The organism is Azospirillum melinis, from assembly GCF_013340935.1.
GTDB classification, from domain to species: domain Bacteria; phylum Pseudomonadota; class Alphaproteobacteria; order Azospirillales; family Azospirillaceae; genus Azospirillum; species Azospirillum melinis.
This window is the reverse complement of the sequence record NZ_WHOS01000022.1, coordinates 47,630-73,370: the sequence shown is the minus strand read 5'-3', so window position 1 is coordinate 73,370 and position 25,741 is coordinate 47,630. Positions and strand designations below refer to the sequence as shown.

Annotated in this window: 18 protein-coding genes, 3 tRNA genes and 1 pseudogene; 8 read left to right on the top strand and 14 right to left on the bottom strand. The window is 60.9% G+C overall.

The features are described from left to right. Positions 1-158: 158 nt before the first annotated feature. From GBZ48_RS17875 to GBZ48_RS17815, 13 genes and pseudogenes are all read right to left on the bottom strand, one after another. Positions 159-867: pseudogene (locus GBZ48_RS17875) on the bottom strand (transposase). Positions 868-963: 96 nt separating this feature from the next. Continuing rightward, a protein-coding gene (locus GBZ48_RS17870; RefSeq protein WP_246307269.1) for an IS630 family transposase occupies positions 964-1,913 on the bottom strand; the annotation gives its coding sequence in 2 pieces (ribosomal slippage) (positions 964-1,565 and positions 1,565-1,913; 951 coding nt in all). A gap of 149 nt (positions 1,914-2,062) precedes the next feature. Continuing rightward, positions 2,063-2,137 (bottom strand) — tRNA-Val (locus tag GBZ48_RS17865). A 104-nt stretch (positions 2,138-2,241) separates the two neighbouring features. Beyond that, entirely contained in the window at positions 2,242-2,514 is a 273-nt protein-coding gene (locus tag GBZ48_RS17860; RefSeq protein ID WP_012974523.1) for an HU family DNA-binding protein, read from the bottom strand. Between the two features lie 198 nt (positions 2,515-2,712). Continuing rightward, the gene (gene lon, locus GBZ48_RS17855; RefSeq protein ID WP_174472234.1) at positions 2,713-5,127 is read right to left on the bottom strand and encodes an endopeptidase La; all 2,415 of its coding nucleotides are present in this window, start codon (positions 5,125-5,127) and stop codon (positions 2,713-2,715) included. Positions 5,128-5,333: 206 nt separating this feature from the next. After that, the gene (locus GBZ48_RS36930; protein WP_174472233.1) at positions 5,334-7,361 is read right to left on the bottom strand and encodes a methyl-accepting chemotaxis protein; all 2,028 of its coding nucleotides are present in this window, start codon (positions 7,359-7,361) and stop codon (positions 5,334-5,336) included. A gap of 330 nt (positions 7,362-7,691) precedes the next feature. Then, the gene (clpX, locus tag GBZ48_RS17845; RefSeq protein ID WP_012974526.1) at positions 7,692-8,954 is read right to left on the bottom strand and encodes an ATP-dependent Clp protease ATP-binding subunit ClpX; all 1,263 of its coding nucleotides are present in this window, start codon (positions 8,952-8,954) and stop codon (positions 7,692-7,694) included. A gap of 286 nt (positions 8,955-9,240) precedes the next feature. Then, entirely contained in the window at positions 9,241-9,867 is a 627-nt protein-coding gene (gene clpP, locus GBZ48_RS17840; RefSeq protein WP_098739527.1) for an ATP-dependent Clp endopeptidase proteolytic subunit ClpP, read from the bottom strand. A 112-nt stretch (positions 9,868-9,979) separates the two neighbouring features. Continuing rightward, positions 9,980-11,323: a trigger factor gene (tig, locus tag GBZ48_RS17835; protein ID WP_174472232.1), complete on the bottom strand. Its 1,344-nt coding sequence runs from the start codon at positions 11,321-11,323 to the stop codon at positions 9,980-9,982. Between the two features lie 91 nt (positions 11,324-11,414). Next, positions 11,415-11,499: transfer RNA gene (locus GBZ48_RS17830), tRNA-Leu, on the bottom strand. Positions 11,500-11,636: 137 nt separating this feature from the next. Then, positions 11,637-13,190, bottom strand: a complete 1,554-nt coding sequence (locus tag GBZ48_RS17825; RefSeq protein WP_174472231.1) for a malonyl-CoA decarboxylase — start codon at positions 13,188-13,190, stop codon at positions 11,637-11,639. Positions 13,191-13,303: 113 nt separating this feature from the next. Beyond that, on the bottom strand, positions 13,304-14,767 hold the full coding sequence (locus tag GBZ48_RS17820) for an NAD(P)H-hydrate dehydratase (RefSeq protein WP_174472230.1): 1,464 nt from the start codon (positions 14,765-14,767) through the stop codon (positions 13,304-13,306). A gap of 199 nt (positions 14,768-14,966) precedes the next feature. After that, positions 14,967-15,042, bottom strand: a tRNA-His gene (locus GBZ48_RS17815). 368 nt (positions 15,043-15,410) lie between these two features. Between GBZ48_RS17815 and GBZ48_RS17810 the strand changes: the two genes are divergently transcribed. The 8 genes from GBZ48_RS17810 (at position 15,411) to GBZ48_RS17775 (ending at position 24,198) form a co-directional block, all read left to right on the top strand. After that, positions 15,411-15,749, top strand: a complete 339-nt coding sequence (locus GBZ48_RS17810) for a P-II family nitrogen regulator (RefSeq protein WP_012974531.1) — start codon at positions 15,411-15,413, stop codon at positions 15,747-15,749. Positions 15,750-16,043: 294 nt separating this feature from the next. Further along, complete coding sequence (gene glnA, locus GBZ48_RS17805; RefSeq protein ID WP_109050284.1) at positions 16,044-17,453, top strand: type I glutamate--ammonia ligase; 1,410 nt, start codon at positions 16,044-16,046, stop codon at positions 17,451-17,453. A gap of 929 nt (positions 17,454-18,382) precedes the next feature. Continuing rightward, positions 18,383-18,802: a hypothetical protein gene (locus GBZ48_RS17800; RefSeq protein ID WP_174472229.1), complete on the top strand. Its 420-nt coding sequence runs from the start codon at positions 18,383-18,385 to the stop codon at positions 18,800-18,802. 290 nt (positions 18,803-19,092) lie between these two features. Next, positions 19,093-20,919: a hypothetical protein gene (locus tag GBZ48_RS17795; protein WP_174472228.1), complete on the top strand. Its 1,827-nt coding sequence runs from the start codon at positions 19,093-19,095 to the stop codon at positions 20,917-20,919. A 71-nt stretch (positions 20,920-20,990) separates the two neighbouring features. After that, entirely contained in the window at positions 20,991-21,527 is a 537-nt protein-coding gene (locus tag GBZ48_RS17790; protein WP_174472227.1) for a hypothetical protein, read from the top strand. A 185-nt stretch (positions 21,528-21,712) separates the two neighbouring features. Next, the gene (locus tag GBZ48_RS17785; protein ID WP_174472226.1) at positions 21,713-22,375 is read left to right on the top strand and encodes a DUF6932 family protein; all 663 of its coding nucleotides are present in this window, start codon (positions 21,713-21,715) and stop codon (positions 22,373-22,375) included. After that, positions 22,372-23,307 (top strand): hypothetical protein, encoded by a 936-nt coding sequence (locus GBZ48_RS17780; protein ID WP_174472225.1) that lies wholly within the window; start codon positions 22,372-22,374, stop codon positions 23,305-23,307. The genes GBZ48_RS17785 and GBZ48_RS17780 overlap by 4 nt, the downstream gene beginning before the upstream one ends. Positions 23,308-23,646: 339 nt before the next feature. Next, positions 23,647-24,198 (top strand): recombinase family protein, encoded by a 552-nt coding sequence (locus GBZ48_RS17775; protein ID WP_174472224.1) that lies wholly within the window; start codon positions 23,647-23,649, stop codon positions 24,196-24,198. A gap of 21 nt (positions 24,199-24,219) precedes the next feature. On the opposite strand, the gene drt2 is transcribed toward GBZ48_RS17775, so the two are convergent. Beyond that, positions 24,220-25,551 carry an antiviral reverse transcriptase Drt2 gene (drt2, locus tag GBZ48_RS17770; RefSeq protein ID WP_174472223.1) on the bottom strand — a complete coding sequence of 444 codons (1,332 nt, stop codon included), beginning with the start codon at positions 25,549-25,551 and terminating at the stop codon, positions 24,220-24,222. Positions 25,552-25,741: the final 190 nt, after the last annotated feature.

Here is a 25,741-nt window from a genome sequence, read left to right as displayed (position 1 = left end):
ATTCGTCTAGCAGGTCGCGGGAAAACGAACATATTGCGGCTTTTTGCCTCCGCTGAGGCTTGAAAATGGCGTTTCCGACGCCTGTTTTTGTCAGAATGGAGCGCGTTTTCGCGCTGCGAGACGCCCGGAGCCGCTGTCGAGGCTGAGTCCGGGCGTGATTATGCCGCCGCCAGCAGCTTGGGCAGGCGGATCAGGCTGTAGGCGGCGGCGGTCAGCGTGAACATCCAGCCGAACACCTCCTCGATCCGCTTCCGGATTCGAAGGCTGATTGCGTAGCCAGGGTGGCGGGTGGTCCGGCCGTCGATCGCCGAGCGGCGGTTGCTCGTGTTCTGCGCGACATGCGCAGCGGCATCCAACTCGCGCATGTTCGCCACGAAATCCTTGGTATCGTAAGCCTTGTCAGCGCCCACCGTGATTCGGTGTCGGCCGGGGATGGCCTCGACCATGGAAACCGCCGCTTCGCGTTCAGCCAGACCGGTGGCCAGGAACTTGGTTGCCACATCGCCGGCCAGCAGGCGCTCACGGTTCTTGGTGAACACGGTAACGTCCCACACCGGGGCGTCCATCGACAAGCCGACGAACCAGCGGAACAGCAGGTTGTAATCGAGCTGCTCCATAAGCTGGCGTTCCGAGCGCACCGAGTAGAAGGCCTGGAGCAGCAGCGCCCGCAGCAGCTTCTCCGGCGGGATCGACGGCCGCCCGATCTTGGAGTACAGCCCCTCGAACGCCGGCGATATCACCTCCAGCGACCTCCAGCGCTTCATCAACGATGGCATGGATCGGTCGTAGAGGGTGGCTCGCCGGAACACGGGCCTCACAGCTCACATAGCTGAACAGGCCCTCGCTGTGTTCGTCCGATCCCCGCATCGTCCCCTCGCAGCCCGCATTCCCTTCGACCGCAGAGAATCACGGCCGGCAGGCCGGGCATAGCCTTTTTCCGCGGCCTGTTAGAGCAGATTCCGATCATTCTGGTTCGTAACCGGCGGCAGTGAAGAAGGCTCTGCTGTCGGTTGGCGTCACGTTGTCGATTGCATCGCGGATGGCGTCCCACAGTTCGGGGAGCGTCCTTGCAGCGGCTTTCCTGAGGTTCGCCTTGATCTTCGAGAATGCCATTTCGATGGGGTTGAAGTCGGGGCTGTAGGGCGGCAGGAGCTTCAGGACGGCACCTTTCCGCTCGATTGCCGCCCGCACGGCCGGAAGCTTGTGGGCGGGCAAGTTGTCCATCACGATGACGTCTCCGTCGCTCAGCGTCGGCCCCAGAACCTGTTCGACATAAGCGAGGAAGGTCGCACCGCCCATGGCACCGTCGAGCGTCATCGGAGCGGTGACGCCCGACAACCGAAGAGCGCCGACGAAGGTTGTCGTCTTCCAATGCCCATGGGGAACCGCAGCGCGGCAGCGTTCTCCTCGCGGCGCACGACTGTACATCCGCGCCATCTTGGTGGAGGTGCCGCATTCATCGATGAACACCAGCCGCTCCGGGTCCAGGTCCGGCTGGGCATCGAACCAGGCTTGGCGGCTGTCGGCTATATCCGCTCGATCTTGTTCGGCAGCATGCGCTGTCTTTTTTTCCGCGTCACGCCGTGACGTTGGAAGAACCAGCACACGATGCTGGGCAATGGCCGATACCCCACCGTCTCGTCCAGGCGCTCGGCTACCTCTGCCAAGGTCAGGTCGGGCTTCTCCTCGATCCAGCCAAGGATGAGGTCCTGATGCTCGTCGATCCGATGCGAGCGGACATTGCCACCGCGTTTGTCCGGGGTTAGGTCGCCCCGCGTTCGTGCACGGGCAACCCAGCGGATCGCCGAGGAAACCCCGACCTCGAAACGCGCAGCTGCCGCCCGGCAAGAGGTTCCAGCCGCAACCGCCTCCACCACGCGCCGACGAAGATCGACCGACAGTGCTTTCGCCATCCAGACTGGCCCCCTTCAACCAGTCCGAACCTTGAATCACAACTGTCCGTCTATGGGAATCAACGATTCAGATGCCCCGCAATCCGCTCTAGATATGGCAAAGGCCCCTCGGAGGGGCCTTGGAATTACCGTTAAGTCATTGAAAAGATTGGTGGGCGATGAGGGGATCGAACCCCCGACATTCTCGGTGTAAACGAGACGCTCTACCGCTGAGCTAATCGCCCGAACTGGACAAGCCTTCGCATTCAAAGGCAAGCCGACCGGGTGGTTGCCCGGTCGGCCGCACTATGCCCTGAGCGGGCCAAAAACTTCAAGCGCTGATAAGCGCTTAGTTCAAGGCGTCCTTCAGAGTCTTGCCAGCCTTGAACTTCGGCTGCTTGGACGCCGGGATGTCGATCTTCTCGCCGGTGCGCGGATTGCGGCCTTCGGTCGCAGGACGCTCAGCGACCGCGAAAGTGCCGAAGCCGACCAGACGAACCTCATCACCGTTCTTCAAGGATTCGGCAATGCTGTCGAACACGGCGTCGACGGCCTTCGTGGCGTCGGTCTTGGACAAACCGGACGCTTCGGCAACATGCGCCACGAGATCGTTCTTGTTCACGCAATCCCCCTTCGAAATTCAGCAAATACTGAAAGACAAAAGCCGCCCCAGGACTTTTCGTCCACGACTTTTTGGAAGCAAAGGATAAGCACAGCGCTTGCCGCCCGTCAATTCCCGACGGGCGGCAAAGCGGCTCTTGTCCTAAAAGTCACGCCAACAGGTGGCGGTCACGATCCGATCGCGACCGCCGGTCCCGGATCAGTGACGCAGAGCCTCGCCGTCGGCACCCTTCTCCTGGGCCTTCGCAGCGGCCGCATCGACCTCCTGCTCGGTCCACTCGATGGGTTCCAGCGGACGGACGAGCGCGTTGCGCAGCACCTCGTCCACCGTGCCGACGGGCATGATCTCCAGCCCGCGCTTCACGTTGTCCGGGATGTCGGCAAGGTCCTTCTCGTTGTCCTTCGGGATCAGCACATGCTTGATGCCGCCGCGCAGGGCGGCCAGCAGCTTCTCCTTCAGGCCACCGATCGGCAGCACCCGGCCGCGCAGCGTGATCTCGCCAGTCATCGCCACGTCCTTGCGCACCGGAATACCGGTCAGCACCGAGACTATGGAGGTGGCCATGGCGACACCGGCCGACGGGCCGTCCTTCGGCGTGGCGCCTTCGGGAACGTGGACGTGGATGTCCTTCTTCTCGAACAGCGTCGGCTTGATGCCGAAGGCGGTGGCGCGCGACTTGACGTAGCTCTCGGCCGCCTGAACCGATTCCTTCATCACGTCGCCCAGCTTGCCGGTGGTGGTGACGCGGCCCTTGCCGGGCAGGCCGACGGCCTCGATCGACAGCAGCTCGCCGCCGACTTCGGTCCAGGCCAGACCGGTGGTGACGCCCACCAGATCCTCCAGCTCCGCTTCGCCATAATGGAAGCGGCGGACGCCGGCATACTTGTCGAGGTTGCGGCGGGTGACCGCGACCTTGGCGTTGCCGCCCGACTTCAGCAGGATCTCCTTCACCGCCTTGCGGCAGAGGTTGGCGATCTCGCGTTCCAGCGAACGGACACCGGCTTCCCGCGTGTAGTAGCGGACCAGATCGCGCAGCGCGTCGTCGGAGATGGTGAACTCGCCCTTCTTCAGGCCGTTCGCCTCGATCTGCTTCTCGATCAGGTGGCGCTTGGAGATTTCGACCTTCTCGTCCTCGGTGTAACCGGCAACGCGGATGATCTCCATGCGGTCCAGCAGCGGCTGCGGCATGCGCATCGTGTTGGCGGTGCAGACGAACATCACGTCGGACAGGTCGTAATCGACTTCCAGGTAATGGTCGTTGAAGGTGCCGTTCTGCTCCGGATCCAGCACCTCCAGCAAGGCAGACGACGGGTCGCCGCGCCAGTCGGCGCCGAGCTTGTCAATCTCATCCAGCAGGAAGAGCGGGTTGGAGGACTTGGCCTTCTTCATGCCCTGGATGACCTTGCCGGGCATCGAGCCGATATAGGTGCGGCGGTGGCCACGGACCTCGGCCTCGTCACGAACGCCGCCCAGCGACATACGGACGAAGTTGCGGCCGGTGGCCTTGCCGATCGACTTGCCGAGCGAGGTCTTGCCGACGCCGGGCGGTCCGACGAGGCAGAGGATCGGACCCTTGACCTTGTTCATGCGGTTCTGGACGGCGAGATACTCAAGGATGCGCTCCTTGACCTTCTCCAGACCGTAATGATCGTCGTCCAGCACCTTCTGGGCCAGCTTCAGGTCGCGCTTCACCTTGGTGCGCTTCTTCCACGGAATGGACAGCATCCAGTCAAGGTAGTTGCGGACCACGGTCGCCTCGGCCGACATCGGGCTCATCGACCGCAGCTTCTTAAGCTCGGCGAGCGCCTTTTCGCGGGCTTCCTTGGAGAAGCGGGTCTTGTTGATCTTCTCTTCCAGTTCCGCCGATTCGTCGCGGCCGTCCTCGGTCTCGCCGAGTTCCTTCTGGATCGCCTTCAGCTGCTCGTTCAGGTAGTACTCGCGCTGGGTCTTCTCCATCTGCCGCTTGACGCGGTTGCGGATGCGCTTTTCCACCTGCAGCACGCCGATCTCGCCTTCCATGAAGGCATAGACCCGCTCCAGACGCTCCGACACGGTGGCGCATTCCAGCAGCTGCTGTTTTTCCGGAATCTTCAGCGCCAGATGCGACGCGACGGTGTCGGCCAGCTTGCCGGCTTCCTCGATCTGGTTGATCGAGACCAGCACTTCCGGCGGAATCTTCTTGTTCAGCTTGATGTACTGCTCGAACTGGGAGACGACGGCGCGGCTCAGCGCCTCCAGCTCCTGGTTCTCGCCGGTCTTTTCCTCGACCAGCTCGGCCTGGGCCTGGAAGAACTCCTCATTGTCGGCGAACTTGGTGATGGCGGCCCGCTGGCCGCCTTCCACCAGCACCTTGACGGTCCCGTCCGGCAGCTTGAGCAGCTGCAACACGGTGCCGACGGTGCCGACGCTGTAGATGTCGGCCGGAGTCGGATCGTCCTGCGCGGCGTTCTTCTGGGTGACGAGCAGGATCTGCTTGTCATCCTTCATCACGTCTTCCAACGCGCGCACGGACTTCTCGCGCCCGACGAACAGCGGCACGATCATGTGGGGGAAGACCACGATGTCGCGCAACGGCAGGACCGGGTAGAGGGCACCACGGGAGAGTTCGATCATGGGCAGGGCCTCAATGAATGGATCGCCGCCAGCCCGGAATGGGCCTGACACAGCCCCCGCCTCGGGTTGAGCGCGGGGATCGCCTACGGCACCCGACTAACGTGGCACACGGCCCTGCGGCCTTCAAGGGGCTGACAACCCCCAAGGGCGGTTTCCAAGCCGCAACCTGGCACGAAACCGCCGCTTCCCTCCCCGTTTTTGCCGGATCAAGCGGTTTTGAGGCGGTTCACATAGCCATCGACGGTCGTACGCAGGGTTCCGGCCTCATGCGACAGGCCGCGCGAGGCGGTCAGCAGCTCCCCGGACGCGACGCGCGTACTTTCGGCGGTGGAAGCGACCTGTCCGATGCTGCCGGACACCTCCACGGTGCCCTGGGCGGCGGCCTGGATGTTTCGGGCGATCTCGCGGGTGGCGGCATTCTGCTGCTCCACCGCGGCGGCGACGGCCGACGCAGCCTCGCTGATCGCGGCGACGGTGCGGCTGATGGCGTCGATGGCGGTCACGGCACTGCCGCTGACGTCACGAATCTCCCCGACGCGAAGCTGGATGTCGTCCGTGGCCTTCGCGGTTTGACCGGCCAGATTCTTCACTTCGCTGGCGACGACGGCGAATCCCTTGCCCGCTTCGCCGGCACGGGCGGCCTCGATGGTGGCGTTCAGCGCCAGAAGATTGGTCTGGGAGGCGATGGAGCTGATCATATCGACCACCGAGCCGATGCCCGCGGCACGGTCGGCCAAGGTCGCGACGATCCCGGCCGTGCTGCCGGCCTCGCGCACCGCGTCCTGGGCGATCCGGGACGCATCGTCGATCCGGCGGCTGATTTCGCCGATGGAGGATTGCAACTGCTCAGCGGCGGTCGCCACCGTCTGGATGTTGCCGTTCGCCAGTTCCGATGCGGATGCCACGGAGGACGAGAGGGACGAGGCGCTTTCCGCGGCCGACGACAGGCGTTCGGAGTTGCTGCGCACGGAGTCCGCCGTGGCGGACAGATGTCCGACCACCGATTCGAGCTGCGCCACGAAATCCTGCGTCGCCCGTTCCATGCCACGCCGGTTCTCCTCGCGCTGCTCCAGTTCCGTCCGGCGGCGGGCTTCGGCGGCGTCGGCCTCGCGGGCGCTGGTTTGCAGCACGTCGATTGCCGCGGCCATCTCGCCGATTTCATCCGAGCGGTTCCGGTGGAGAACGTCGAGGTCACGCCGCCCGCCGGCAATCGCACCGACGATCCGGGCCAGTTCGACAATCGGGCGCGAGGCCCGGCGCGTGATCGCAACCGCGACACCCAGCAACGCGCCGAGCCCGGCAACGATGATTCCGACCGCCAGCATCAGATGACGCAAAGCCGAGGCATGATGGCTGTCGGCCAGTTCCCGCCCGACGGTGAAGCCGGCGTCGCGGATCACCAGGAGGTCCTGCAGCAGGGGCGAGGCCGAGCGGCGCCACTCCGCACCGTCCAGGTCATAGGGCCTGCCGGCCCGCGATGCGGTCAGCACGCGGGTTTTGAAGCCGCCGAAACCCTGAATGTAGCCTTTCCGGGCAGCCTCCAGCGCCGTGCGCAGGGCCGGCTCCATATCTCCGGCGACGATATCGTCCTCGACCGACTCCCAACTGGCCGAGATCCTCCCCTCCAGCGTCATCGCCTCCGCTTCGGCTTCCGGGGTCATCGGCTTGCCGGTTCCCAGTGCGCGCAGATAAAGGACCGACTGCTGGCCGGCCATCTCGCGCAGTTGGGCGGCGCGAACCGCGATATCGGCCCGGTCGCCGACGGTCGCATCGAGGTCGTTCAAGCGATGGCCGAGGCGGTTCATCGTCACCCCGACCTGGCTCGTGACCTTGACCATGCCGGCAAAGAACTGCGCCGAGGCGTCCGCCGGGCGGCCCGACCGGTCCTTCACCAGCCAGCCGTCGACCTGGGCGCGGACGGTCGCCAGACTGCTGCCCAAGGTGGCGGTCTCGTCGGCGGACTTGGGGTCGCCCAGCGCCCTGGCGGCGGCAACGTAGCGGGCGAGCGCAGCGTCGGACTGCGCACGGGCCTTCTTGAGGGAGTCGCGGCCAGCGTCGTCGATCGCCGTCCCTGCCGTTAGCGGCAGGTTGACAACACCGCGCTCGAGCGCCATCGCCTCGTTCACAGCGGTGGCGGCACCGAGCACGTCCACGACGTCCCTGGCGGCTGACGCCCGGCCGGCCGAGTTGACTTCCTGCACCGCAAGCCAAGTGGCCGGAACCGAAGCGACCACTCCAACGCACGCCAAGCAAACGTAAAGGAAACTGCGTATTTTCATTTCCCGCCCACCGCAATATTCGTGCGCAAACAATGGATAGCGGAGATGCCGAGCCTGGAATGAAGGCAGATCACCCACTCTACCCGATGTCTCGACACCGACATTAAGGCTTTATCTTTTTACATTCGTTAAATTCTCTGAATTGATTCTTTTTTTTGACGGGTTACATCGGTCACGCCCAGTGCAGAGAATGGTTTTATTGGGATATGCCGCAACAATCGAAAAAAGAAAAAGGGACGCCGAAGCGTCCCTTTTTTGATTTCCGCACCGGAAAAACCCAGACGGTTATGCACCAGGCGCTTCACTGCGCCGTTCCGCATGGACGTAGAGCGGTTTGGCCCGCCCTTCGACCACTTCCTTGTTGACCAGGATGCTCTCGATGCCGGTCAGACCCGGCAGATCGAACATCGGGTCGAGCAGGATGGCTTCCATGATCGACCGCAGGCCACGGGCGCCGGTCTTGCGGGCAATCGCCTTGTGGGCGATGGCGCGCATGGCGTCCTCGGAGAACTCCAGATGGACGTCCTCCATCTCGAACAGCCGCTGGTACTGCTTGACCAGGGCATTCTTCGGCTTGCTGAGGATCTCGACCAGCGCCGCCTCGTCCAGATCGGACAGGGTGGCCAGAACCGGCAGGCGGCCGATGAATTCCGGGATCAGGCCGAACTTCAGCAGATCCTCGGGCTCGACCTCGTGCAGGATCTCACCGGTGGCGCGCTCGTCGGCGGAGCGCACATCGGCGCCGAAGCCGATGCTGGTGCCCTTGCCGCGCTGGGCGATGATCTTGTCCAGGCCGGCGAAGGCGCCACCGCAGATGAACAGGATGTTGCTGGTATCGACCTGCAGGAATTCCTGCTGCGGATGCTTGCGCCCGCCCTGCGGCGGCACGGAGGCGACGGTGCCTTCCATGATCTTCAGCAGGGCCTGCTGCACGCCCTCGCCCGACACGTCACGGGTGATCGACGGGTTGTCGGACTTGCGGCTGATCTTGTCGACCTCGTCGATGTAGACGATGCCGCGCTGCGCCCGCTCGACATTGTAGTCGGCTGCCTGGAGCAGCTTGAGGATGATGTTCTCGACATCCTCGCCGACGTAACCGGCTTCGGTCAGCGTCGTCGCATCGGCCATGGTGAAGGGAACGTCGATGATGCGGGCCAGGGTCTGGGCCAGCAGCGTCTTGCCGCAGCCGGTCGGGCCGATCAGCAGGATGTTCGACTTCGCCAGTTCGACGTCGTTGTGCTTCGTCCCGTGGGCGAGGCGCTTGTAGTGGTTGTGGACCGCCACCGACAGCACGCGCTTGGCGTAGGACTGTCCGATGACGTAATCGTCGAGCACCGCATGAATGTCGCGCGGAGTCGGAACCCCGTCGCGGGACTTCACGAGGGTCGTCTTGTTCTCCTCGCGAATGATGTCCATGCACAGTTCGACGCATTCATCGCAGATGAATACCGTCGGACCGGCAATCAGCTTGCGGACCTCGTGCTGGCTCTTGCCGCAGAAGGAGCAGTAGAGCGTATTCTTCGAATCGCCGCTGCTGGACTTGCTCATCGGTACTCCGTCATCTCGCGGGAGGCGTGGCCCCTGGGGCCATGCCCGTTCGCGGCGCCCCCCGACGCCGGTCCTACTCAGGTTATCGCGGACGGCGTCCGCGACAAGGTCATGCGCCGTTTTGGCGACGCATCACGATCCGCATAGCCGGGTCCCTTGCGAGACTCTCCCCATTCGGGACCGGTTCCTTATCGGAACCGGTCCATGACCGGATCGTGTCACTGCCATTCAACAACAGCGTCACGACCCGATCAACCCTTTGTTGGGAGGGCCGAGGACCCGCGGCTCACGAATGGTGGTCGACGCCCGGGCGCTTCTCCACCACCTCGTCGATCAGACCGAAGGCTTTCGCCTCTTCCGGCGACATGAACTTGTCACGCTCCATGGCGGTCTCGATGGTGTCGAGGTCCTGCCCGGTGTGCTTGACATAGATGTCGTTCAGACGTGAGCGCAGCTTCAGGATTTCCTGGGCCTGGATTTCGATGTCCGAGGCCTGGCCCTGGGCGCCGCCCGACGGCTGGTGGATCATGATGCGGCTGTTGGGCAGCGAAAAGCGCTTGCCCGGCGCGCCGGCGGCCAGCAGAAGCGAGCCCATCGAGGCGGCCTGGCCCATGCAGACCGTCGACACCTGCGGACGGATGTACTGCATGGTGTCGTAGATGGCGAGGCCGGCCGAGACGTAGCCGCCCGGCGAATTGATGTAGATCGCAATGTCCTTGTTCGGGTTCTCCGACTCAAGGAACAGCAGCTGCGAGCAGATCAGGCTGGCGACGGCGTCGTTCACTCCGCCGATCAGGAAGATGATCCGCTCCTTCAGCAGGCGCGAATAGATGTCGTACGCGCGCTCACCCCGGTTGGTCTGTTCGATGACCATCGGGACCAGAGCATTCATCTTCGGCTCGAAGTCGTACATGTGTTCTTCCCTGCCCCCGCAGTTGGCTGAACCGGTGATCGTTGCCGGCACGGAACCACATATAGGAACCTTTGGGGGCGGATGGTAGTCCGCCCCCACTCCTTTTGGGGAGTTAGGCGGCCGCAGACTCGTTGCCTGCCTCGTCCTCGTCCTTCGTCAGCTCTTCGACGCTGACGGTCGTCTCGGTGACCTTGGCCTGATCCAGGATGTGGTCGACGACCTTGTCCTCGAAGATCGGGGCGCGGAGGTTCTCGAGCGCCTGCTGGTTCTGCTTGAAGAACTCGAACACCTGACGCTCCTGACCGGGGAAGCGGCGGGCTTCGTTGATCAGGGCGCGGTTGACCTCGTCCTGGGTGACCTGGATGTTGTTGCGGCGGCCGACTTCCGACAGCAGCAGACCCAGGCGGACGCGGCGCTCGGCGATCGAGCGGTACTCGGCCTTCAGCTCATCCTCGGACTTGTTGGCGTCCTCGCCGGCCGTGCCGTTCTTCAGCTCTTCCTGCAGGCGGGCCCAGATGCCCTCGAACTCGATGTCGACCATGCCGGCCGGCACTTCGAAGGAATGGGCCTCGGCCAGCTTGTCGAGCAGTTGGCGCTTCACGCGCAGGCGCGACAGACCGTCATACTCGCCCTTAATGCGGTCGCGGATCGCTTCGCGCATCTTCTCCAGGCTCTCCATGCCGAACTCCTTGGCGAGCTCGTCATTGACCTCGGCCGGGACGTTCTTGCGCAGCTCCTTCACGTCGACCTCGAAGACGGTCGCAGCACCCTTCAGGCGCTCGTGCGGGTAGTCTTCCGGGAAGGTGACGTTGACGGTGCGGTGCTCGCCGGCCTTGACGCCGACCAGCTGCTCCTCGAAGCCCGGAACGAAACGGCCGGCACCCAGCTCCAGCGGGTAGTCCTTGCCGTCCATGCCTTCCAGCGCCTCGCCGTCGACCGTGCCGGCGAAGTCGATCACGGCGATGTCGCCGGTCTCGGCAGCGCGGTCCTCGGTGACCGGGGCCTGGGTCGAATGGGCGGAAGCCAGACGGGTAACCGCCTCGTCGACCGCCTCTTCGCTCACCTCGGCAACCGGCTTCTCCAGCTCCAGGCCGGTGAAGTCACCCGGCTCGACGTCCGGCAGCAGCTCGACCGCCATCTTGTAGGTGAGGTCGCCGCCGTCCTCGTACTTCTCGACCTCGATCTTCGGCTGCAGGGCGACGCGCAGGCCGCGCTCGCTCAGCGCCTGGCGCGAGCTGTCGGAGATGGCGTCTTCCAGCACCTCGGACAGCACGCCGCCGAAATAGCGCTGCTTGATCACGGTGACCGGCACCTTGCCCGGACGGAAGCCCGGCAGCTGGACCGTACGGCGCAGCTCTTCCAGCTTGCCGTTCACCTTCTCTTCGATGTCCTTGGCGGAAATGACGACCTGAAATTCGCGCTTGAGGCCGTCGGTGCTGGTCTCGGTGATGTTCATCGGAACGAAAGCCTATCTCGTTGGTCCGGCCCGGCGGCGCCCGTCCGGGCGGCCCGAATCCGTGTTGTCCATGCGGTCCAAGGTGTTGCCATGGTGCGGGCGAAGGGACTTGAACCCATACGACCGAAGTCACTGGAACCTAAATCCAGCGCGTCTACCAATTCCGCCACGCCCGCGTTCATGGCAAAGGCAGCCGCGACGGGTGCGCAAACACCCGCCGGACCGCCGGCGAAGTCCGGTCTATAGCACAGCGCGGCGGAAGCAAACAGGCAAATTGGACCCGTCCGAGAGAGTGAGGCCCGGTCTTTTCGCGTCAGCCACCGGCCTTGCCCCCCGCCTTGCTCCCTGCCCTGTCCAGCGACCGTACGGCGGACGATGTGATGATGCGCCCCTCGCCGGTGTAGGCCTCGTGGTTGGCATCGATCTCGCCCAGCCGGTACCGGTAGTTGATCATCATCCCCAGCGACTGTTTCAGCCCTTTGGCCGACCTGTCGGCCAGCCAGTTCAGCCGCTCCATCCGGGCACCGTTGGTCAGGTGGAAATGCGCCACCGGATCGAGCGCGCGGGCGCGGCCATGGCCCTTCGCCTCCTGCACCGTCGTCAGGTAATGGACGCCCAGCCGCATCAGCGGGCCGCGCAGGCGCTTCTGCAACTCCTCGTCCTCCGCCCAGCCGGGACTGGCGAGCGCGCGGACGAGGAGCGGCGATTCGTCGGTCCCGACACCGCCTTCGGTGGCGGCGTCCGCATCGTCCGCCCGGTCAAGTTCGGCCAGCCGCTCGGCGATGCGCTCGGCTTCCGTGTTGGTCAGCAGGGCGTCGCCGTCACGGTCGAGCGCACGGTCGAACCAGCGGCGGAAGCCGGGAATCGGCGACAGGGTGGCGTAGCACTTGATGTTGGGGAACTCGGTCGCCAGCCCGTCGACCACGCGCTTGATCAGGAAATTGCCGAAGCTGATGCCGGCCAGCCCGACCTGGGCGTTGGAGATCGAATAGAAGATGGCGCTGTCGGCGCTCCTGGGATCGCAGACCGGGGCGGTCGGGTCGAGCAGCGCCTGCACATTGTCCGACATGCCCTGGACCAGGGCCACCTCGACGAAGATCAGCGGCTCGTGCGGCATGCGCGGGTGGAAGAAGGCGAAGCAGCGCCGGTCCGAATCGAGCCGGTCCTTCAGATCCTGCCAGCCGCTGATCTCGTGCACCGCCTCGTACTTGATCAGCTTTTCCAGCAGCGAGGCCGGGCTGTCCCAGGTGATGCGGTGCATCTCCAGAAAGCCGACGTCGAACCAGGCGCGCAGCAGATTCTTCAGATCGTCTTCCAGCGCCTGAAGCAGCGGTTCGCCGCGCGCCATCTCCATCAGCTCGGCGCGCAGGTCGACCAGGAACTTCACCCCCTCCGGCAGGGCGTTGAACTGGGTCAGCAGCCGGAGACGCGGCGGTTCCAGCGCGCGGCGCAAGGCCCGCTCGGCATGGCCGCGGGCAACCGGGTCGGCCGCCGCCTGGAAGGTCGCCATCGCGTCCATCACCGCATCGCGGTCGACATCGAAGTCGCGCGCGAGCATCAGGAGGAAATTGCGCCGCCCCTGCGGATCGAGCGCCAGATAGGTGCGGCCGAGCTGGGCGGCGCGGGCACGGGCGGAAACCTCGCCACCCCGCGATTCCAGGCAGGCCTCGATCTGCTCCTTCAGGCGCTCGGCGTCTTCCTTGGGCAAATGGGTGCGCGGCGGCGCGCCGACAGCGCCACGGGCCGAGGCTGCGATCTCGCGCCAGCGGGTGCGCAGGTTGTCCAGCGCGCGGTCGAGGAAATTGGGCTGTGCGGCCTCGGATGGCGGCACAGGCTCCAGGATGGTGGTGTCGGGTGCGTCGCTCATACCCCGGAGTCTGGCCCTGCCGGCGCTCTACCGCAAGGGGGCGCGCGGACGCCGCCGTCAGGGGTACCGCCAACGTCGCCTCCGGACCGCCCCCGGCCCATCCTTGGCAGGGGTTATCCCTGCGCTTTCAACGCCTTCAGCACGTCGGGCAGCGCACCCGGCAGATCGTCCGAGATCAGGCCGGGACCGAGCGCGCGCCCGGCCTCGCCATGCAGCCAGACCGCGGTGCAGGCGGCCTCGAACCCGTCCATCCCCTGCGCCAGCAGCCCCAGCACGATGCCGGCCAGCACGTCGCCGGTTCCCGCGGTGGCCAGATCGGGCGGCGCGTTGACGTTGACCACGGCACGTCCGTCCGGAGCGGCGACCACGGTGTCGGCCCCCTTCAGCACGACGACAGCGCCGGACCGCGCGGCGGCGGCGCGCACACGCGACAGCTTGTCGCCGTCCATGCCCACCGAATCGCCGAACAGCCGGGCGAATTCCCCTTCATGCGGGGTGAGGACACAGCGCTGGTCAAGTCGGTCGAGCAGCTCGTCTGCCGACTCGGCAAAGCTGGTCAGCGCGTCGGCATCCAGCACGCAAGCGCGGCGGGCGTCCAGCGCGGCCATCACCGCGGCGCGGGTCTGCGCACCCCGGCCAGCCCCCGGCCCGACCAGCACCGCATTTCTGCGCGGGTCCTGCAACAGCCGGGCGAAGGCGCCGGCGTCCTCCAGCGGATCGACGATCACGCTGGCGCAGCCGGCGGCATAAACCGGGAAAGCTTCGGGCGGGCAGGCGATGGTGACCAGCCCTGCGCCGGCACGGAGAGCGGCGACCGAGGCCAGCCGCGCAGCACCCGTCATCCGCGCGCCGCCCAGCACCATCGCGTGGCCGCGCGCATATTTGTGGCCGTCCAGCGCCGGCCAGGGAAAGCGGTGGCTCCACAGCGACGGCTCGTTGACCGCGGTCTGCGGCGCGATGCCGTCCAGCACCCGATCCGGAATGCCGATGTCGGCGACCACCACTTCGCCGCACAGGGTGCGTCCGGGCAGCAGCACATGGCCGGGCTTGCGGCGGAAGAAGGTGACGGTCAGCGCAGCCTGCGGTGCGGCGCCGAGCACCCGCCCGCTGTCGCCATGCAGGCCGCTCGGCACGTCGACGGCGACGACGGTGCGGCCCTCCATCGCCTCGACGATGGCGCGGGCGAGGCCGTCGAGCGGCCGGGTCAGGCCGGCACCGAACAGCGCGTCGATGACCAGAGGATTGCCCTTCAGGATATAGGGATCGGCCGCCTCGATCGGGCCGGGCCAGCGCTCCGCCGCCACCGCGGCATCGCCGGCCAGGGCCGAGCGGGTGCCGAGCAGCGCCAGTCGCACCGGCCAACCGGCCTCCAACAGCAGCCGGGCGATGACGAAGCCGTCGCCCCCATTGTTGCCGGGTCCGCAGAGCACGGCGGTCGGATGCGGCGCCCACCGCTCGCACACCGCCCGTACCACGGCGGCGCCGGCGGCCTCCATCAAGGCCGGACCGGGCACTCCGGCGGCAATCGTCAGCTGGTCGGCCCGATACATCTCCGCGACGGACAGAAGCTCATCCATCCCCCACTCCCCCCACCCCTGGCCAACCCCGGCTTGCCTTGCCGTTTCCCGGGCGGGCGAAGATGCACACGCCCGCTCTACCCGTAGGCGATGTCTTCACCCGGGAAAATCCACGCCGACATGCACAAACGTCCGCGACGGCGGTTAAGCCGTGCGGACGTTTATAGAACAGAATTTTTCCAAGACGCGAAGAAGAAGATGGGGCGATGGATGGGACTCGAACCCACGACCGCTCGGACCACAACCGAGAGCTCTACCAACTGAGCTACCACCGCCGCCGTCAGCGTTTCCGCCGTCGGGAGCCGCGTTATGCTCCACCGCGGCTGGCCGGTCAAGCGGCTTTTTCACGAAAAGCGAAAAAACTTCTTTCGGAGCGGAACGGCACCCCTTTCTCCCGTTCGATGGGACCTTCGAACGCCGGTTGTCGCGGAGCGCTTGCGCCATTTGCACAAATATTGTTCACTCCGCTGAATCCTTCGGCAGCACCCTGCCCCATCGGACGGCATCCGACCGTCTTATGACCAGCGTCGATGCCGCCGGACCGGATCGGCCGAATGTGGCACGCTCCATGCTTACCGTCGTCGCTGTCGGCAGTGCCGTGGACGGTGCCTGCCGGCGTTGGCACCTCGTACACGAGAGACCCATGAAGAAGATCGAAGCCATCATCAAGCCGTTCAAACTCGACGAGGTGAAGGAAGCCCTTCACGAAGTCGGGATCAAGGGGATCACCGTCACCGAAGCCAAGGGCTTCGGCCGCCAGAAAGGCCACACGGAGCTTTACCGCGGCGCGGAATACGTCGTGGACTTCCTGCCGAAGGTGAAGATCGAGGTGGTGATGGAAGACTCCCTGGTGGAACGGGCGATCGAGGCGATCCAGCAGGCCGCGCATACCGGCCGCATCGGCGACGGCAAGATCTTCGTCACGCCCGTGGAGGAAGTTGTCCGCATCCGCACCGGTGAGAAGGGCGCCGACGCGATCTGATCGCGCGACGTCCTCGCCTCGACCGTTCCGACCGGCCTCCCTCCGAGCAGCATCCGCCAACATGCGCCGCTTTCCCCTCCCCCTCATGCCGGCCCCGGCCGCACACCTCGCCGAACGGCCGAAGGCCGCCTATGGCGAACGTGCGACTTTTTGGGTTGGCGCGTTGTGCGGGGAAGAAAGGCGTGAGATAACGTCCGCCGCGAGCGCCGCCCTCCGCCGCCAAAGCCCCGTAGGGGCTTCGACAGCGGCTTGACGCAGCGGGATCCAACCCTCTTAAAGCGTGGAAAAAGAGACATGTCCGACATCAGCAAGGTCTTCGACCTGATCAAGGAACACGACGTCAAGTACGTGGACCTGCGCTTCACCGACCCGCGCGGCAAGCTGCACCACACCGCTCAGCACGTCTCCACCATCGACGAGGACGTGTTCGAAGACGGCATCATGTTCGACGGTTCCTCGATCGCCGGCTGGAAGGGCATCGAAGAGTCGGACATGATCCTGAAGCTGGACCCGACGACGGCCGTGATGGATCCGTTCGCCGCCCAGCCGACGCTGAACATCCTCTGCGACGTGTACGATCCGGGCACCGGCGGTTCCTATGCCCGCTGCCCGCGCGGCATCGCCAAGGCCGCCGAGCGCTACACCGCTTCGGCCGGCATCGGCGACACCGTCTTCTTCGGTCCGGAAGCCGAATTCTTCGTGTTCGACGACGTGAAGTATTCCGTCGACATGAACAAGGTGTCGTACGAGTTCGCCTCGGACGAGGGTTCCTACTCGTCGGGCAAGGACTATGAGGACGGCAACCTGGGCCACCGCCCGGGCACCAAGGGCGGCTATTTCCCGGTCGCTCCGGTCGACAGCTGCAACGACCTGCGCGCCGAGATGCTGAGCGTCCTGGCCGAGATGGGCGTTCCGGTCGAGAAGCACCACCACGAGGTGGCCGCCGCCCAGCACGAGCTGGGCATCAAGTTCGACACGCTGGTCCGCACCGGCGACAACATGCAGTACTACAAGTACGTGGTGCACAACGTCGCCCACGCCTACGGCAAGTCGGCCACCTTCATGCCGAAGCCGGTGTTCGGCGACAACGGCTCGGGCATGCACTGCCACCAGTCGATCTGGAAGGACGGCCAGCCGCTGTTCGCCGGCAACCAGTATGCCGACCTGTCGGAGCTGGCGCTGTACTACATCGGCGGCATCATCAAGCATGCCAAGTCGCTGAACGCCTTCACCAACCCGTCGACCAACAGCTACAAGCGCCTGGTCCCGGGCTATGAGGCTCCGGTCCTGCTGGCCTACTCGGCCCGCAACCGTTCGGCGTCCTGCCGCATCCCGTACGTCGCCTCGCCGAAGGGCAAGCGCGTCGAGGTCCGCTTCCCGGATCCGTCGGCCAACCCGTACCTGGCCTTCGCCGCCATGCTGATGGCCGGCCTGGACGGCATCCAGAACAAGATCCACCCCGGCGACGCGATGGACAAGAACCTGTACGACCTGCCGCCGGACGAACTGGCCAAGGTTCCGACGGTTTGCGGCTCGCTGCGCGAGGCGCTCACCGCGCTGCGCGAGGACAACGAGTACCTGCGCAAGGGCGATGTCTTCTCGGCCGACATGATCGACGGCTACATCGACCTCCGCACGGAAGAGATGATGGCCTTCGAGACCATGCCGCACCCGATCGAGTACAAGATGTACTACTCGGTCTGATTTGGTCCTTGGAAACACTGGGCCTTTCATCACTTCGGAAACGGAGGGTGTACCGGCCCGGTGTACCCAGTCAAGAGGCTCCCTGGGAAACCGGGGGGCCTTTTTTCTTTGCGGTTACTGGCGCCTCTCCCTGTGACCCTAGGAAGCCTTCGGACGGGCGCCCTGGTGCGGGTTGCCCTGACCACTACCGATGCAGCCCACACCAGCCCGAACGAATCAGCGGGCGTTACTGCGGGTCCCTGTAGGCGATGGATCAGCGGGAGGGAGGTGTGGGACTCCAGATGGAACCAACGCCCCCGGCCCTCTTGGAAAAGGCACTTCGCAAATGGGGGCTAAAGGTCGGCGTGGTTGATGTTGTTGGCCCCTGCCCCTTGGCGCCCCCTCAGCCCATAGCGGTGCAGCCCTTCTCGCAGCTTTCCCACCGCCCCAAGGCCCACTTGGCCGAAGTCAGTCTACCAGAGCGTCGGTAAGGAACCCGGACGCCGTTGGAAGCCAACGCCATTGCGCCTCCAATCTGGATTTCGTCAATTATTTCATATCTCTAAGTGACCTTCGGGCCTAATCCAACCACCCTTAGAGAGCATCGCGGACACAGCCGATCCGCCGGCTCGCTGCAATTCACCCACCCTTAGGAGAAAAGCACGGACCGTGGCCTGCCTGTGGTTGCCCGCCTGCGTCTTCCTGCGTAATCCAACCACCCTTAGAGCGAAGCCGGCGAACACAGCCGATCCGCGGTTCTGAGCTTATTCCCCCACCCTTAGGAGAAAGCGCGGACCACAGACCGCCCGCGTCTCCGTGCCTAAATCAACCACCCTTAGAGAGAACAGCCGCGACCACGGTTCGGCTGCGCTTGTCCTATTCACCCACCCTTAGAGAGCGACGCAATCCGCACCGCTCCGATCAACCACGCATCTGAAGAGAACCTAACCATGACCAACTACGCCCACACCCACACGAACGCCAATACCGACACGGAATATCAGTCCATGATTGCTCATCTGGAAGCCGCACAGCGCAAGCTCCTCGCCAAGTATGGAATGACCCTTGAGGATACGCCTACTCTGCTGCGCGGTTTGGCGAAATCATTCGATGGGAGCTGTCCCGAGATGGACCGCACCGATGAACGGTTGTTGCTTATTTATATCGGCATGATGGAAACGCATAAATACATTGAGGTCGCCGAAGAGCTTTCGCAAGCAAAGCAGACAATAAATGAACTGAATGAAGACATTGATGGGATCTGCGAATATGTTCGATACCTTCATAATAAGGTGCCGTTTGATGACGAAGAAGGCGAGGATGGCGAATTTCTGAATATCGAGACTGTCGAATTTGCCGATGAAAATTGATAAACGCTTTGAGCAGAAAACTGCTCCCCTCAGGCCCGAACTTCTTTAGCTCGCAATTCTCTTGCGTGAGCAATAATCTTTCTGGACATCTACGGTAGAAAAGAAAGAGGCGGCAAGAGAATTATGCGCTCTGTTTATTCAGACACGACAAAATTTCTTGAAAATGAATGTACGCAAGAGTGCGGTAAGCCTAAGGGAAAATCATAATTCACAACAAGGGGGATGCCTCTATTAGATAAGTAGAGAAGCTTCCCCTTTAATCTTATCTACCAATCCCTAACAGGAAAACCATGAAACTTACCGACCTCCCGGCCGCTACGGCTGCGGACAATGCACCCCTATGTCCTGTGGATCATGAATGTGGTTCGCTTTCTACTATCACGATTGATTGTTTGAAGGAATATTTCACTTCGGTGGGCCATAGCCCTAGCCCCTCGATGTGGGAAGCTCTGTCCGATCAGGCAAAGGCTATGGAGGCGATGGCAAACGGCACAGCCCGTCCGACCCTCTACCTGTCATCCCTGGACCCAGGGGTAGGCAAGACCCAAACCCTCTATGCCTTTGTCCGCAACCTTGTCCGTTCCCCTGCCCATGCCGGTGTTGGGGTGCTGATCTGCCTTGGTCGGTTAGAGGAGGTCCGTAGCTTCGTACAGGGTATGAGCGCCTTCGGATCACTGCCGCCTACCGCCGTCGCCGTCATGACTGGAGATAAGGAGTTGAACGCCCTTGGTCATCCGGTGCCCCAAGAGGCCCAGGTGCTGGTAACGACCCACCAGCGTATGGAGCGGATGCGTGGGCGTCGGTTGTCTGAAGCAGTTGCCTTCTTCTACCAAGGCAGACCAAGGACCGTTCGGGTGTGGGATGAGTCGTTCCTCCCCGCTCGTGCCGTCGTGCTGAACACCAACACCATTGCCAGCCTGCTGGAAACTCTGTCCACTATCAACCCGGACCTACGCGCCCGGATCATGGCGACGGTGAATGAGGTCGAGGGGCTACCCGACAATAGCACCTACTCCGTTCCCGACTTCGCGGCGGAGTTCAGCATCGGCCTTCCGAAGGTGATTCGGGCAATGGGGCGGAGGGCGCCCACAAGGCTGAAGGATGCAGCGGCCGATCTATGGCACCTGTCGGGGCGAACAGTCAGCGTCCGATGCGGCAACAGGGACGGATGGGCCTTGGTGGATTACCGGGACAGCCTTCCGTCCGATATGGCCCCCATGCTCATTCTGGATGCGTCGGGGCGTGTCCGGGCCACCTATGACGACATGGAAGCCCGTGGCTTGCTGGTGAGGCTCCAATCGGCCGTGAAGCGGTACGACAACCTCACCGTCCATCTATGGGACAAAGGGGGCGGGAAATCCTCCTTCGCCCTGCATGGTGATGAACTGTGCAAGGAGGTTGCCCGCATGGTCCTGACAAAGCCGCAGGAACCTTGGTTGGTCATCGTCCATAAGCCCCATCCAACCGGCGGCGATTATGAGCGGCTGATTCGCCAGAATCTACAGGGGGCCGACGTGGATGTAGCCTTCCTGACGTGGGGCAACCACATGGCAACCAACGCCTATGTGGATCGGTCGAACGTGATCCTTGCCGGGACGCTGTTCTATGGCACAGCACAGTATGAGGCCCTGAAGCGATCCGTTGCCGACCAGCGGGCATCCGACGCCTGTGTAAGCGCTGAGGCGCTGGCGCGGGTGAAGATAGGGGAAACGATGCACCGTCTCCTACAGGCCCTCTGCCGGGCTTCTGTGCGTCGCTGTGAGGGTGACAGTTGCCCGCCTACCAACGCCTATGTCATCGGCAACAGCCGCCATGACTTCAAAGGGGCGCTTGCGGAGGCGTTCCCAGGTGCGAAGGTGAAGGCATGGCGGCCAGAAGGGTTGAAGTTGACCGGGTATGTCGCAAAGGCGATTGTCTATCTATCGGAAATGGCACCCGTACAGGCAGGCGCCAAGGTGAGGTTCAAGCAAGTCGCACAGGAAATTGGTATGAAGCCTGACAGCTTCAACAAGGATGTGCGGGTGCATCCCATCTTTCGAGAGGCATTGTCAGAACTTATGATTATTGAAGTTGGAGGAAATTCACGAGCTACGTCTTTTCAATTCGGCCAACCATAATAATACAGTGCAGAGCCTCGATATGTAAAAAATCCCAGTCACTCTATACCACTCAGGAAGTTTTCACTAATATGGTAAACTTCCCTTCCCTCCAACTCAAAATCACAATGGAAAACATGACAATACATAATCACGCAACGTCCGCGCCGATGATAGCAGCAGAAGTCGCTTTCTCTGTTGCCCTCAATGAACCTACGATCCCTGACTTACAACTTGCGGAAGCCCTAGGTTACGAACGGCTGACTGACATTCGTAGCTTGATAAAGCGGCACTTGCCAAGCTTAGAAGCTATGGGATTGGTGCGGCAGGCTACGGTTCCAATCATTTCTGGTAAAGGGCGCATCTCAACCGTCACCGAGTACCATCTCAGCCGCGCCCAGACTGCTTTCATCATCGGCAAAGCAAAGACCAAGCGGGCTGCAAGCGTGGCGGTTCTCATGGCCGAAGTGTTTGCTATGTTCACCGAAGGCAGGTTGGTCGCAGTGGATCAGGTAGCTGATACTGAACTACGAGCGGCTGAAGACCGTGAGCGAGAGCGGAGACGGTTGATTCATGAAGAAGAGAAGGAGGCACGATATATCGCGCTGAGGGCAATGCGGCGAAGTTAGTCTACGTACACATGATGGAGATCCTTAGTGCGTCCTAAAGAGCCCAAGGGCTTGGATTGGGCGCCTAGGGACCAACCAACGATCAACATTATTGGTGCTTGAACTGCCCCGATAGATCATTCTCTACCCAAGCAATAATCAATCTTTGTTCAATGAAGAGGAATTACATACTTGAATATGCATTGATGTTTCTGACGATTTTGATTGAAATTTATGTGTTCCTCCCATTATGCAAGCGCTCAACTTGGTACGACTGCGATTGGACCGTTTCAATGATTCCGGCATTCGCGAGTAACGGTGTTCTGCCGCCGTATGTTATGGGCAATCCGACAAACCCGGATAATATGAGTCCATATCAGGCAGATATTCTTACGTTCTGCCGTAGATTTTGTACGTCTCCGAAGCGACTAGAGATCCTCAAAGGGTTTTTACGCTACAGAAAATCACTTCATGACATTGGAATACCTGGAGGGTTTCAGTGGATCGATGGCAGCTTTTCTGAAGATATCGAGAGCATTGAAGGCAGAAACCCAAACGATGTTGACGTTGTAACATTTTTTGATCGCCCACATAATTGCGATACTTCCGCAAAGTGGAGGGACTTTTTCGACAGCCATATCATGTTTTTTGATCCTTCTACTTCCAAGGAAGCATTTTTGTGTGACGCTTATCCTGTTGATCTGGGTATGGCGCCACTGAAACTGGTTAGCACCACCAGATACTGGTTTGGCCTCTTTTCTCACCGTAGAGTCAGCAACATCTGGAAGGGTATGGTGCAGTTGCCCTTAGGCAACGCAGGGTATGATCAAGCTGCGTCTGATTACCTCGATCAAGTGGTGTTCCCATGAGCAAGAGACTAGAGCTTGAGGCATTACGAGCAGACCTTGCGGCAGTTGAATCGATAATTGCCAACCTCGACGCAGAAGATTTTGTTGCTAAATTGTCCTTTGAGGCAAGACGAGATGAGCTACTCCATGAGATAAAGAAGATAGATCATAGAGCAGACACTCTTGCAAGTGTCGCTATATTCTTTCAAGGAAAGCCGGTTCTTGGTTCCCGAGCAATCGATGCGGAATTTGCTTCCAACGCTGTTGCAATGTATCAGGATATTGTATCGAAAAAGCTTGCTGTCAAAGAGACGGGAGGCTTAGCCCAGCGTGGGCCAATACCCGTAAGGAATGCCTCTAAGCTAAACATTGTGGACATTGTTCATGGTTCTTTTGGTTTCGTTCTCGAAGAGGATGACGAGAACGGCGTTCCTCTTTTTAACTCTTCGCTTCGTGATGTAGTTTCTGAAGCGGGAACAGTGGTAGAGAAATTCTCATCGAACAACGATGAAGACTTTTCTAGGGAGCTAGAGGAAATAGATCAAAGACTATTTTCTTCGGTCAAAAAATTTTATAGGCATCTTCATGATAACGAGGCCAGTATCCGGCTAGTTGAAAATGACTCAGAGAGAAAAATTGATAAATATGGGGTTGAGAGAGCATACCGGCGGGTTATGGAAGCTGATGTGTCAGAAGACGTGGTGCAAATCGATGGCGTTCTTCTTGGAGTCACACCAATAAGCCGCAGATTTGATATGAGAAGAATTGATGTTAAAGATGTAATTACAGGTAAAGTTGGCCCTCTATTCAGCTTGGAGTACCTCAGAAGAATTGAAAAAGATGAACAATTCATCGGGCGAATGTGGAGGGCAACCTTAAACCGCAAGACTGTTGTCAGGCCGGGAGGTCGAGAGACGCATAGCTATACCCTTGTCAGCCTCGACCAAATTTGAGTTTTGTCTGTCACAAGCCTTCGGTAACTCCGTCTTCACTAGATAAGATGCCGAAGGCTTTTCTATTCAATATGTATTTCTCAACGGTGCTCTTTTTAGACGCAACACTCGTACTTCTAAACCGGGTTGGAGCTCGCCCCGAAGTTCAGACGGATCAGCGGCTTGTGATCGCCAGAGCAGGGCTTCGATAAATCTTCTTAGGTGTCCCAATAGGCCGTGCCCTAGCGAGTCGTCTCACGCCCACGCCCAAGCCGTCCCATTGAAATCCCCCTTGCCATTTTGGGACGGTGGGGCGATAACGTCTAAGGGTTCATTGAGACGCCAAGGACGGAACAGGCCATGTTGATCGGCTACGCTCGCACCAGCACCCTCGACCAGATGGCCGGCATTGAGGCACAGGTCCGTGACCTTCAGGCCGTGGGGTGCGAGAGGCTGTTTCAGGAACAGGTGTCGTCGGTGGACGTAGCGAACCGGGAACAGCTTGCCATTGCCCTCGACTTCATCCGGGAGGGGGATGCCCTGGTGGTGACGAAGCTTGACCGTTTGGCCCGCTCTGTCGCCCACCTGATGACGATCCTCGACGCTCTGAAGGCCAAGGGCGCATCCCTGCGCATCCTGAACATGGGCATCGACACCAGCACCCCCACGGGCAAGCTGATGCTGACCGTCCTTAGCGGCGTGGCGGAGTTTGAGCGGGACATTATGCTTGAACGCCAGCGCGAGGGTATCGCCAAGGCCAAGGCTGAGGGAAAATACAAGGGCAGGAAGCCCACGGCACAAGCCAAGGCGGAAGACGTAATGGCTCTGAAGGCGCAGGGCGTGGGCGCCAGTGAGATAGCCAAGCGACTCGGGATCGGCCGCGCCAGCGTCTACCGTATCTTAAGCGAGTAAAATCATACCGCCGACCAAATCTTAGTATTTCTCACGGATAAACTGGTTCAAACGTGAAACATGTCTTTTGATCTGCCCCTTGATAGCAGCCTCCCCAATAGTTTCACATGCATTGGCAACATACGCCGGAAAGTTATGCTTCTTCCCAAAGTGAGTAAACTTCTTTAGAAGTGTACCTTTATATATACGCTCAGATTTCCCCAGTTTCGCCGCACTTCTAATGCAAAATTTTCTTTTTTTGACGTTAAGCTTCATCTTACGCCAGTAGCGGGCCAATGAACTTGGTCGCAGAAGAATACGGTTCCCATCGAATATAAATCCCAGGTACTGGATGGGCTTCTCTAATATTTTCCCAGAATGATACTCCGTTCTAATGCATTTTCCTCCGTCGTGGAGGACTAAAAGATGCTCTTCGATAAGTGAATTTAGGGCCGTGAGGATAGCTTCCTCTTGCTCTGGTTCGCACACAACCAAGATATCGTCTGAATACCTTCTGTAGTATGCGCCAATGCGCAGGCAAAACTGAACCATAGACCTGTCAAAATGCATCATATAAATGTTAGATGCACATGCACTTAACGGAGATCCTTGCACAATCCCCTTTGAACTTCCATTTTTCTCGATATTTACGCGAGGCCGTACTTGTTTTCTGAAATCTTTGATGGAACAAATGCGCGGAAAAACTCTCTTTTGCCGACGCTTTCCGTAACCCAGCACTTCAAAGACGTCATCACGCAAGATGCACGAGTGCTTCGCAAGCGCCTTGAAAACAGCATAGTGATCTGGAGGCAGATCTCCTCTACCCAAGAGTTCAGACCAACGGCTTTTTAATATACTATGGTCCAGACTTCCGAAGAAATCTTTCAGATCGAGTGCATGGACTATGCATCTCTCCCGAGATTTTATATAATTGAAAGCATCAAGAGCGAAATCGATGTTTGTCTTTCCAATTGCTCTATAAGCAATAACACTCTCACCAACTAAAGAATCAATCCATCCCTCATACATCCAGCAAAGAAAAGAGGAGTAAATCTGAAATATTGCTGCATCTACGTGCGAGGCATATGCAACCTTACGTCTCTTCTCTGACTTTTTCTTCTTTTCCTTATCCCATCGCGCCGACATGATTTCGTATGAAATAAACGGTAAGAAAGAATGATGAGCAATGAAGTTACTGTCACAGAACCTGAAATTAGGATCTATGACCTTCTCAAATACAGTCAGCGCGTCGTTTGGCAGATCAAAATGAGGATAACCACGCCTATCAACTGCAAAAGTGATGGGCAAATCTTCGAGGGTAAGTGGCAGAGCCGGAGGAGACACGATTGGGGTGGTCAAAATCTCCTCCGGCATACGCCCACTCTACCGTGCAATGTATACACGATGAATAGCTCTACAGGGTTGCCCCTGCCCCCGAAGCTTAACGCAGTGTGCTATGTTAGCACTGGAGCGAAGATGACGATTACCCTGTCTGCCGCCATGGTTATGGCGAGCATCCTACAGATCACCGTGCACATGTCAGCCACGATTGTGGTTGACGTGT

Excerpts from the sequence above, each read along its gene's own strand:
- clpP (WP_098739527.1), bottom strand. The coding sequence starts at position 9,867 with ATGTACGACTTCGAGCCGAAGATGAATGCTCTGGTCCCGATGGTCATC.
- GBZ48_RS17775 (WP_174472224.1), top strand. The coding sequence starts at position 23,647 with ATGTTGATCGGCTACGCTCGCACCAGCACCCTCGACCAGATGGCCGGC.
- GBZ48_RS17825 (WP_174472231.1), bottom strand. The coding sequence starts at position 13,190 with ATGAGCGACGCACCCGACACCACCATCCTGGAGCCTGTGCCGCCATCC.
- GBZ48_RS17820 (WP_174472230.1), bottom strand. The coding sequence starts at position 14,767 with ATGGATGAGCTTCTGTCCGTCGCGGAGATGTATCGGGCCGACCAGCTG.
- GBZ48_RS17795 (WP_174472228.1), top strand. The coding sequence starts at position 19,093 with ATGAAACTTACCGACCTCCCGGCCGCTACGGCTGCGGACAATGCACCC.
- GBZ48_RS17780 (WP_174472225.1), top strand. The coding sequence starts at position 22,372 with ATGAGCAAGAGACTAGAGCTTGAGGCATTACGAGCAGACCTTGCGGCA.
- GBZ48_RS17810 (WP_012974531.1), top strand. The coding sequence starts at position 15,411 with ATGAAGAAGATCGAAGCCATCATCAAGCCGTTCAAACTCGACGAGGTG.
- clpX (WP_012974526.1), bottom strand. The coding sequence starts at position 8,954 with ATGAGCAAGTCCAGCAGCGGCGATTCGAAGAATACGCTCTACTGCTCC.
- GBZ48_RS17785 (WP_174472226.1), top strand. The coding sequence starts at position 21,713 with ATGTTTCTGACGATTTTGATTGAAATTTATGTGTTCCTCCCATTATGC.
- drt2 (WP_174472223.1), bottom strand. The coding sequence starts at position 25,551 with ATGCCGGAGGAGATTTTGACCACCCCAATCGTGTCTCCTCCGGCTCTG.
- GBZ48_RS17790 (WP_174472227.1), top strand. The coding sequence starts at position 20,991 with ATGGTAAACTTCCCTTCCCTCCAACTCAAAATCACAATGGAAAACATG.
- glnA (WP_109050284.1), top strand. The coding sequence starts at position 16,044 with ATGTCCGACATCAGCAAGGTCTTCGACCTGATCAAGGAACACGACGTC.
- lon (WP_174472234.1), bottom strand. The coding sequence starts at position 5,127 with ATGATCGAACTCTCCCGTGGTGCCCTCTACCCGGTCCTGCCGTTGCGC.
- GBZ48_RS17800 (WP_174472229.1), top strand. The coding sequence starts at position 18,383 with ATGACCAACTACGCCCACACCCACACGAACGCCAATACCGACACGGAA.
- tig (WP_174472232.1), bottom strand. The coding sequence starts at position 11,323 with ATGAACATCACCGAGACCAGCACCGACGGCCTCAAGCGCGAATTTCAG.